Source organism: Nocardioides sp., from assembly GCF_041600255.1.
In the GTDB taxonomy this organism is placed as follows: Bacteria; Actinomycetota; Actinomycetes; order Propionibacteriales; family Nocardioidaceae; genus Nocardioides.
Window position 1 is genome coordinate 1 of the sequence record NZ_JBFIKK010000148.1, and the last position, 7,416, is coordinate 7,416.

The 7,416-nt window shown below is 69.1% G+C and carries 8 protein-coding genes and 1 pseudogene; 6 read left to right on the top strand and 3 right to left on the bottom strand.

From position 1 onward, the window contains the following. Nucleotides 1-242 (top strand): annotated as a pseudogene (locus tag ABZE72_RS14550) (protoheme IX farnesyltransferase); the annotation flags it as partial. A gap of 114 nt (nt 243-356) precedes the next feature. Here ABZE72_RS14550 and ABZE72_RS14555 read toward each other — a convergent pair. The 3 genes from ABZE72_RS14555 to ABZE72_RS14565 are packed head-to-tail and all read right to left on the bottom strand — an operon-like array spanning nt 357 to nt 2,949. Continuing rightward, complete coding sequence (locus ABZE72_RS14555) at nt 357-1,226, bottom strand: heme A synthase (RefSeq protein WP_372729754.1); 870 nt, start codon at nt 1,224-1,226, stop codon at nt 357-359. 23 nt (nt 1,227-1,249) lie between these two features. Further along, the gene (locus tag ABZE72_RS14560; RefSeq protein WP_372729755.1) at nt 1,250-2,014 is read right to left on the bottom strand and encodes an ABC transporter permease; all 765 of its coding nucleotides are present in this window, start codon (nt 2,012-2,014) and stop codon (nt 1,250-1,252) included. Next, nucleotides 2,011-2,949: an ABC transporter ATP-binding protein gene (locus ABZE72_RS14565; protein WP_372729756.1), complete on the bottom strand. Its 939-nt coding sequence runs from the start codon at nt 2,947-2,949 to the stop codon at nt 2,011-2,013. The genes ABZE72_RS14560 and ABZE72_RS14565 overlap by 4 nt, the downstream gene beginning before the upstream one ends. 115 nt (nt 2,950-3,064) lie before the next feature. Between ABZE72_RS14565 and ABZE72_RS14570 the strand changes: the two genes are divergently transcribed. The 5 genes from ABZE72_RS14570 to sufC form a co-directional block, all read left to right on the top strand. Further along, nucleotides 3,065-3,748 carry a helix-turn-helix transcriptional regulator gene (locus ABZE72_RS14570; protein ID WP_372729757.1) on the top strand — a complete coding sequence of 228 codons (684 nt, stop codon included), beginning with the start codon at nt 3,065-3,067 and terminating at the stop codon, nt 3,746-3,748. After that, a complete protein-coding gene (gene sufB / locus ABZE72_RS14575) occupies nt 3,745-5,163 on the top strand; it encodes a Fe-S cluster assembly protein SufB (protein WP_372729758.1) in 1,419 nt (472 codons plus the stop codon). Before ABZE72_RS14570 ends, sufB begins: the two co-directional genes overlap by 4 nt. Continuing rightward, nucleotides 5,163-6,371 carry a Fe-S cluster assembly protein SufD gene (gene sufD, locus ABZE72_RS14580; RefSeq protein WP_372729759.1) on the top strand — a complete coding sequence of 403 codons (1,209 nt, stop codon included), beginning with the start codon at nt 5,163-5,165 and terminating at the stop codon, nt 6,369-6,371. Before sufB ends, sufD begins: the two co-directional genes overlap by 1 nt. Next, nucleotides 6,371-6,706 carry a non-heme iron oxygenase ferredoxin subunit gene (locus ABZE72_RS14585; RefSeq protein ID WP_372729760.1) on the top strand — a complete coding sequence of 112 codons (336 nt, stop codon included), beginning with the start codon at nt 6,371-6,373 and terminating at the stop codon, nt 6,704-6,706. Before sufD ends, ABZE72_RS14585 begins: the two co-directional genes overlap by 1 nt. Before the next feature lie 26 nt (nt 6,707-6,732). Continuing rightward, nucleotides 6,733-7,416, top strand: a 684-nt coding sequence (gene sufC / locus ABZE72_RS14590; protein ID WP_372729761.1) for a Fe-S cluster assembly ATPase SufC, incomplete at its 3' end; no start/stop codon positions are given.

Genomic DNA, 7,416 nt, shown 5'->3' on the forward strand with positions numbered 1-7,416 from the left:
GCTACGTGATGGTGGCCACCTCGCTGCTGCTGTGGCCGGTGGCCGGCACCGGGATCTTCTACCCGATCGTGGCCGGGGTCTTGGGCGTGATCTTCCTGGTCGAGGCACACCGGATGTGGGGCCGCACCAAGACCTCCGACGTGTTGAGCGTGATCCAGCCGATGCGGCTGTTCCACTCCTCGAACCTCTACCTCTCGCTGCTCTTCGTGGCCGTCGCTCTCGACCCGCTGATCAGCCGCTGAGAGATCTCCTCGCTCCCCGGACAACCGAGCGGCTCGCCCGTGCGTCTGACCTGATGGTGCGGGTCGGCCCGCCGACGGGGGTGTGGGTCGACCCCACCGCCATGTCCGGGAGGTTCAGGCGCCTTCGCGCACCCGGATCAAGGTCCAGGTGACACTCGCCGAGATCAGGGCAGCCCCCAGCATGTGCAGTCCGACGAGCAGGATCGGCAGATCGGTGTAGTACTGCACGAACCCGATCGCCCCCTGGGCCAGTTCGATGACGAGCAGAGCGACCGCCGCGCGCAGGGCAAGTGGAGCGCCGCCACTGGCTCGGAGCGCGAGCACCAGTCCCAAGGTGAGGCCCACCAACAGGAAGACAGCGTCCGCGTGCAGCTGGCTGAACTGCTGCGGGTCGAGCCCATTGCGCGGGGAATCGGGGTCGCCGGCGTGTGGACCGGAGCCAGTGACCACAGTGCCTAGATAGAGCACCACCCAGGTCGCGGCGAAGGTGGCCCAGGCGAGCGTGCCCAGCCGTGAGGCTCCGGGCTCCTGCGGGATCGGGCCGCCCACGCCGAGCCGCCGTAGGAGCAGCACCGCCAGGCCGATGATGGCCAGCGAGACCAGCAGGTGCCCGGAGACGACCCAGGGATTGAGATCGGTGAGCACCGTGACGCCACCGAGGATCGCCTGCGCGGGAATGCCCAAGGCGAGCACCACCGAGAGCCGCCGCACGCCGATCGTCGGGCTGCGCCAGGCAGCCAGGACGGTGGCGACGGCGATCGCCACCAGAACGAAGGTGAGCAAGCGATTTCCGAACTCGATCGCGGCGTGGATCGTCAGCTCGTCGGTCTCGGGGGTCATCGAGTTGAAGGTGCAGCGGGGCCACGTGGGGCACCCCAGGCCGGAAGCGGTGAGCCGGACAGCCCCGCCGGTCACCACGAGCGTGGCGTTCGCAACCAGGGTCGCCCAGGCGAGCGGCACGAGCCGCGGCTCGAGGCGATCCATGGTGGCTCGGAGGGCTCGGGTGATCACTCCCACTTGAACGTCCTTGCGGTCAGGAACGTGCCCAGCACCGCCCAGCAGGCGAGCACGACGAGGTCGGTCACGTTGGTGCGCCCGTCGATCAGGGCATCGCGCATCGCGTCACCCAGGGCGCCCGAGGGCAGCCACTGCACGACCGAGCCGGCGGCGCCGTACGCCGTGGAGGGCAGCACGACCGCCCCACCCGCCATCAACAGCAGGTAGACGAGGTTGGCCGCGGCCAGAGTCGCCTCGGCGCGCAGCACGCCGGCGACGAAGAGGCCGAGCGAGGCGAAGGCGGCCGTGCCGAGGATCACCGCCAGCAGGGCGCCGAGGGCGTTCGGGTGCGGCGACCAGCCCAGCAGCAGCGCGACGCCGGAGATCACCGCCACCTGCAGGACCTCGATGGCCAGCAGCGCCACGATCTTGCCGCCGAGCAGGCCGGCCCGGGGGAGTGGTGAGGAGCCGAGACGCTTGATCACGCCGTAGCGGCGCTCGAAGCCGGTGGCGATCGCCAGCGAGGTGAAGGCGGTGGACATCACGGCCAGCGCGAGCACGCCGGGAGCGAAGACGTCGACCGCCGGGTGCGAGAAGCTCAGGCCCACCCGGTGCGCGCCCTGGACCCCGCCGACCAGCACGATCACCGGGATCACGACGGCCAGCAGGAGTTGCTCGCCGTTGCGCAGCATCAGGCGGGCCTCCATCGAGGCCTGGGCGGCGATCTGCCGGGTCAGCGGCGCTGCGCCGGGGTTCGGGGTGAAGGTGCCGCTCATGCGCCGAGCCCCCGTCCGGTCAGCTGGAGGAAGACGTCCTCGAGGTTGCGCTGTCCCAGGGTCAGCGACTCCGGCAGCACGTCGTTCTCCTCGCACCAGCGCGACACCTTCGCCAACGTCGAGCCGTCGGCCGGCCCGGTCACCAACAGGCTGCGCTCGTCGAGCTGGGTGACCTCGGTCGCCTCGCCCAGTGAGGCACGCAGGGACGCGGGGGAGCCGGGCGGGAAGGGCCGGGTGACCACCAGGCGGATCGTGGCGGCGCGGCCACCCCGGGTGAGCTCCAGCGGCGTCCCGGAGGCGATGAGCCGGCCCTGGTCGATGATGTGGATCCGGTCGGCGAGCCGCTCGGCCTCGTCCATGTAGTGGGTGGTCAGCACGACGGTCACCCCGTCGGCTCGCAGCTCCTCGAGCAGCTCCCAGGTGGTGCGGCGCGCCTGCGGGTCCATCCCGGCGGTGGGTTCGTCGACGAAGACGATCTCGGGGCGACCCACCACGGCCATCGCCAGTCCGAGCCGCTGCTGCTGCCCGCCGGAGAGTCGGCGGTACGGCGTACGGCCGCAGCTGGCGAGGCCGAGCCGCTCGGCCAGCATCTCGGTGTCCAGCGGGTCGGCGTGCAGGCGCGCGATGTGGGTCAGCATCTCCATGGCTCGGACCCCGCTCCAGGCGCCGCCGCCCTGGAGCATCACGCCGATCCGGGGGAGCAGCTCGCGACGCTGCTTGGTCGGGTCGAGCCCGAGCACGCGAACGCGCCCGGACTGGGGCGTGCGGTAGCCCTCGCAGGTCTCGAGTGTCGTGGTCTTGCCGGCACCGTTGGGCCCGAGGACCGCCGTGATCGACTGCTGCTCGACGGTCAGTGAGAGCGAGTCGACGGCCACCTTGTCGCCGTACCGCATCACGAGGTCGTCGATGACGACGGCGGGAGCGGCGGGGGGCACCGACCCAGTCTAGAGAGGCTGTGTTCCGACGCTCGCAGCCGGTTCACGCTCGGGCGAGTGAGGGTAAGGCTGGCCTTACTTGAAGGGCGTCGGGCATTAACGGCACACTGGTGTTGTGGAATTCGACGAGAACCGGGACGGAGCACCCGACCAGCCGACGCGCCAGCGTGTCGTCCGGTCGATCCTCGTCAACGGTCCGTCGACCGCCGCGGCGCTCGCCGAGCGGCTGGACCTGACCCCGGCGGCTGTCCGCCGGCACCTGGACCAGCTGATCGACGAGGGTGCCCTCGAGGCACGTGAGCCGCGCAGCAGTACGTCTCGAGGACGCGGTCGTCCGGCGAAGGTCTTCGCCCTGACCGAGGCCGGTCGCGAAGGCTTCGACCAGCAGTACGACGACCTCGCCGTACAGGCACTGCGCTTCCTCGACGAGACCGGAGGTGAGTCGGCGGTGCGCGAGTTCGCGAACCGCAGGGTCGCCTTCATCGAGGACCGTTTCGACGGAGTGCTCGAGCACCACCCGGAGATGACCCCGGTCGAGGCACTGGCCCAGGTCTTCACCGACGAGGGGTACGCCGCCGCAGTGCGGACCCTCCCGATGGGTGACCAGCTGTGCCAGCAGCACTGCCCGGTCTCCCATGTCGCTCACGAGTTCCCCCAGCTGTGCGAGGCCGAGACAGAGGCCATCGGCCGCGTCCTCGGCCGCCACGTGCAGCGGCTGGCCACCATCGCCCACGGCGACGGGGTCTGCACCACGTGCATTCCGAACAACTCCCAGATGAAGGAGCAGGTCACCACATGACCACCATTGACGAGCGCAACCCCGAGCTCGCGGGCATCGGGCGCTACGACTTCGGTTGGAGCGACTCCGACGCCGCCGGCGCCACGGCGAAGCGCGGGCTCAGCGAAGAGGTCGTGCGCGACATCTCCGCCAAGAAGAGCGAGCCGCAGTGGATGCTCGACCTGCGTCTGAAGGGCCTCAAGCTCTTCCACCGCAAGCCCATGCCCACGTGGGGCTCGGACCTGTCGACGATCGACTTCGACAACATCAAGTACTTCGTCCGCTCCAGCGAGAAGCAGGCGACGACCTGGGACGACCTTCCCGAGGACATCAAGAACACCTACGACAAGCTGGGCATCCCCGAGGCCGAGAAGCAGCGCCTCGTCTCCGGTGTCGCCGCTCAGTACGAGTCCGAGGTCGTCTACCACTCGATCCGCGAGGACCTCGAGGCGCAGGGCGTGCTCTTCCTGGACACCGACACGGCGCTCAAGGAGCAGCCGGAGCTCTTCCAGGAGTACTTCGGCACCGTCATCCCCGTCGGTGACAACAAGTTCGCCGCGCTGAACACCTCGGTGTGGTCCGGCGGATCGTTCATCTACGTGCCCAAGGGCGTCCACGTGGACATCCCGCTGCAGGCCTACTTCCGGATCAACACCGAGAACATGGGCCAGTTCGAGCGCACGCTGATCATCGTCGACGAGGACGCCTACGTGCACTACGTCGAGGGCTGCACCGCGCCGATCTACTCCTCGGACTCGCTGCACTCGGCCGTCGTCGAGATCATCGTGAAGAAGGGCGGCCGGTGCCGCTACACGACGATCCAGAACTGGTCGAACAACGTGTACAACCTGGTCACCAAGCGCGCGACCTGCGAGGCCGGCGCCACCATGGAGTGGGTCGACGGCAACATCGGCTCCAAGGTCACCATGAAGTACCCGGCCGTCTACCTGATGGGCGAGCACGCCCGCGGTGAGACGCTGTCGATCGCCTTTGCGGGCGAGGGCCAGCACCAGGACGCCGGCGCCAAGATGGTGCACGCCGCTCCGAACACCTCCTCCAGCATCCTGTCCAAGTCGGTGGCGCGCGGCGGTGGCCGTACGTCGTACCGCGGGCTGATCCAGATCAACGAGGGCGCGCACGGCTCGAAGTCCAACGTGCTCTGCGACGCGCTCCTGGTCGACCAGATCAGCCGCTCCGACACCTACCCCTACGTCGACATCCGCGAGGACGACGTCTCGATGGGTCACGAGGCCAGCGTCTCCAAGGTCTCCGACGACCAGCTCTTCTACCTCATGTCCCGTGGCATGGAGCAGGACGAGGCGATGGCGATGATCGTGCGTGGCTTCATCGAGCCCATTGCCAAGGAACTGCCCATGGAATACGCCCTCGAGCTCAACCGGCTCATCGAACTCCAGATGGAAGGCGCGGTCGGCTGATGACGATCACTGATACCCCGGCAGTCGCCGGGGCGGTCGAGAGCGCGCCCTCGGGCACGATCTCGTCGCACCTGCACCCCGAAGGCTCGTTCTCGGTGGAGGACCACGCGGTCCCGACCGGGCGCGAGGAGATCTGGCGCTTCACGCCGCTGAAGCGGCTGCGTGGGCTCCAGGCCGACGCCGAGTTCGCCACCGGCACCACCGCCGCGACCTGGAACACGCCCGAGGGCGTGCGGGTCGAGCAGGTCACCGGCGACGAGGCCCGCGGCCTGCGCGGCATCAGCGGGCTCGTGCCCGCCTCGCGCTTCGCGGCCCGCGTCCTGGCCGACGTGCCGGCGACCCTGCTCGTCGACGTGCCCGCCGACCTCGAGGTCGGCGAGCCGATCGTCGTGGACCTCTCCGGCTCCGACGCCGAGGTCACCGAAGCCGGCCACGTGGCCCTGCGCTTCGGTGCCCACTCCAAGGCGGTCGTGGTGCTGAACCACACCGGTCACGCCTCGCTGGCCCAGGTCGTCGAGGTCAAGGTCGCCGACGGCGCCCAGGTCTCGGTCATCTCCTTGCAGGACTGGGCCGACGACGCCGTCCACCTGACCCACCACGAGGCGAAGGTCGGTCGCGACGCGACGTACAAGCACGTGGCGATCTCGTTCGGCGGCGACGTGGTCCGGATGGACAGCAACGTCTCCTACGACGGCCCCGGTGGCGCGGCCGAGATGCTCGGTCTCTACTTCGCCGACGCCGGCCAGCACCTCGAGCACCGGCTCTTCGCCGACCACACCGCTCCCCGCACCAAGAGCAACGTCGTCTACAAGGGCGCGCTGCAGGGTCAGGGTGCGCACACGGTCTGGGTCGGCAACGTGCTGATCCGCAAGGTCGCCGAGGGCATCGAGACCTACGAGGAGAACCGCAACCTCGTGCTCACCGACGGCTGCCAGGCCGACTCGGTGCCGAACCTCGAGATCGAGACCGGGGAGATCGAGGGGGCCGGTCACGCGTCGGCCACCGGTCGCTTCGACGACGAGCAGCTGTTCTACCTGCGCTCGCGCGGCATCGACGAGGCCGAGGCCCGTCGCCTGGTCGTGCACGGCTTCTTCAACGACCTCATCCGCAAGATCGGCGTGCCCTCCCTGGAGGAGAAGCTGATGTCGACGGTCGAGGCCGAGCTCGCCAAGAACGTCCTCAAGGACGTGGCCGAGGTGAGTGCCTGATGGCCTTCGAACGCGTCTGCGCCGCCGACGAGGTCCCCGAGGACGAAGCCCTCGGGGTCACGCTCGGCCCGCTCGACCTCGCGATCTGCCGCGAGGGCGAGGAGTTCTTCGCGGTGCAGAACCTCTGCTCGCACGCCGCCGTGGCGCTCAGCGAGGGCGAGGTGTCGGACTGCCAGATCGAGTGCTGGTTGCACGGCTCCCGCTTCGACCTGCGCACCGGCAAGCCCACCGGCTTCCCGGCGACGGAGCCGATCGCGGTCTTCGCTGCCGAAGTCCGCGAGGACGGCGTCTACGTCGACACCGCCACGACGCTCAACGGCGTCCGCCCCAGCTGACCAGACTTTCACAAGGAGACACACAGATGAGCACGTTGGAGATCAAGGACCTGCACGTCTCGGTGGACACCGAGGACGGCCCCAAGGCCATCCTCAAGGGCGTCACGCTGACCATCGGCGACAACGAGACCCACGCGATCATGGGGCCGAACGGGTCGGGCAAGTCCACCCTGGCCTACTCGATCGCCGGTCACCCGAAGTACAACATCACCGGTGGCACGGTCACCCTCGACGGTGAGGACGTCCTGGCGATGTCCGTCGACGAGCGCGCCCGCGCCGGCCTCTTCCTGGCCATGCAGTACCCGGTCGAGGTGCCCGGTGTCTCGGTGTCGAACTTCCTGCGCACCGCCAAGACCGCCATCGACGGCGAGGCCCCCAAGCTGCGCACCTGGGTCAAGGACGTCAACACGACGCTCGAGCAGATGAACCTCGACGCCACCTTCGCGCAGCGCTCGGTCAACGAGGGCTTCTCCGGTGGTGAGAAGAAGCGTCACGAGATCGCCCAGCTCGAGCTGCTGAGCCCGAAGGTCGCCGTCCTCGACGAGACCGACTCCGGCCTCGACATCGACGCGCTGAAGGTCGTCTCCGACGGCGTCAACCGCTTCCGCGAGGGCGAGGGCAAGGGTGTCCTGCTGATCACCCACTACACCCGCATCCTGCGCTACATCGAGCCCGACTACGTGCACGTCTTCGTCGACGGCAAGGTCGCC

Bases quoted from the DNA above. Each gene is read 5' to 3' on its own strand.
- sufB (WP_372729758.1), top strand. From the start codon at position 3,745: ATGACCACCATTGACGAGCGCAACCCCGAGCTCGCGGGCATCGGGCGC.
- ABZE72_RS14555 (WP_372729754.1), bottom strand. From the start codon at position 1,226: ATGGATCGCCTCGAGCCGCGGCTCGTGCCGCTCGCCTGGGCGACCCTG.
- ABZE72_RS14585 (WP_372729760.1), top strand. From the start codon at position 6,371: ATGGCCTTCGAACGCGTCTGCGCCGCCGACGAGGTCCCCGAGGACGAA.
- sufD (WP_372729759.1), top strand. From the start codon at position 5,163: ATGACGATCACTGATACCCCGGCAGTCGCCGGGGCGGTCGAGAGCGCG.
- ABZE72_RS14560 (WP_372729755.1), bottom strand. From the start codon at position 2,014: ATGAGCGGCACCTTCACCCCGAACCCCGGCGCAGCGCCGCTGACCCGG.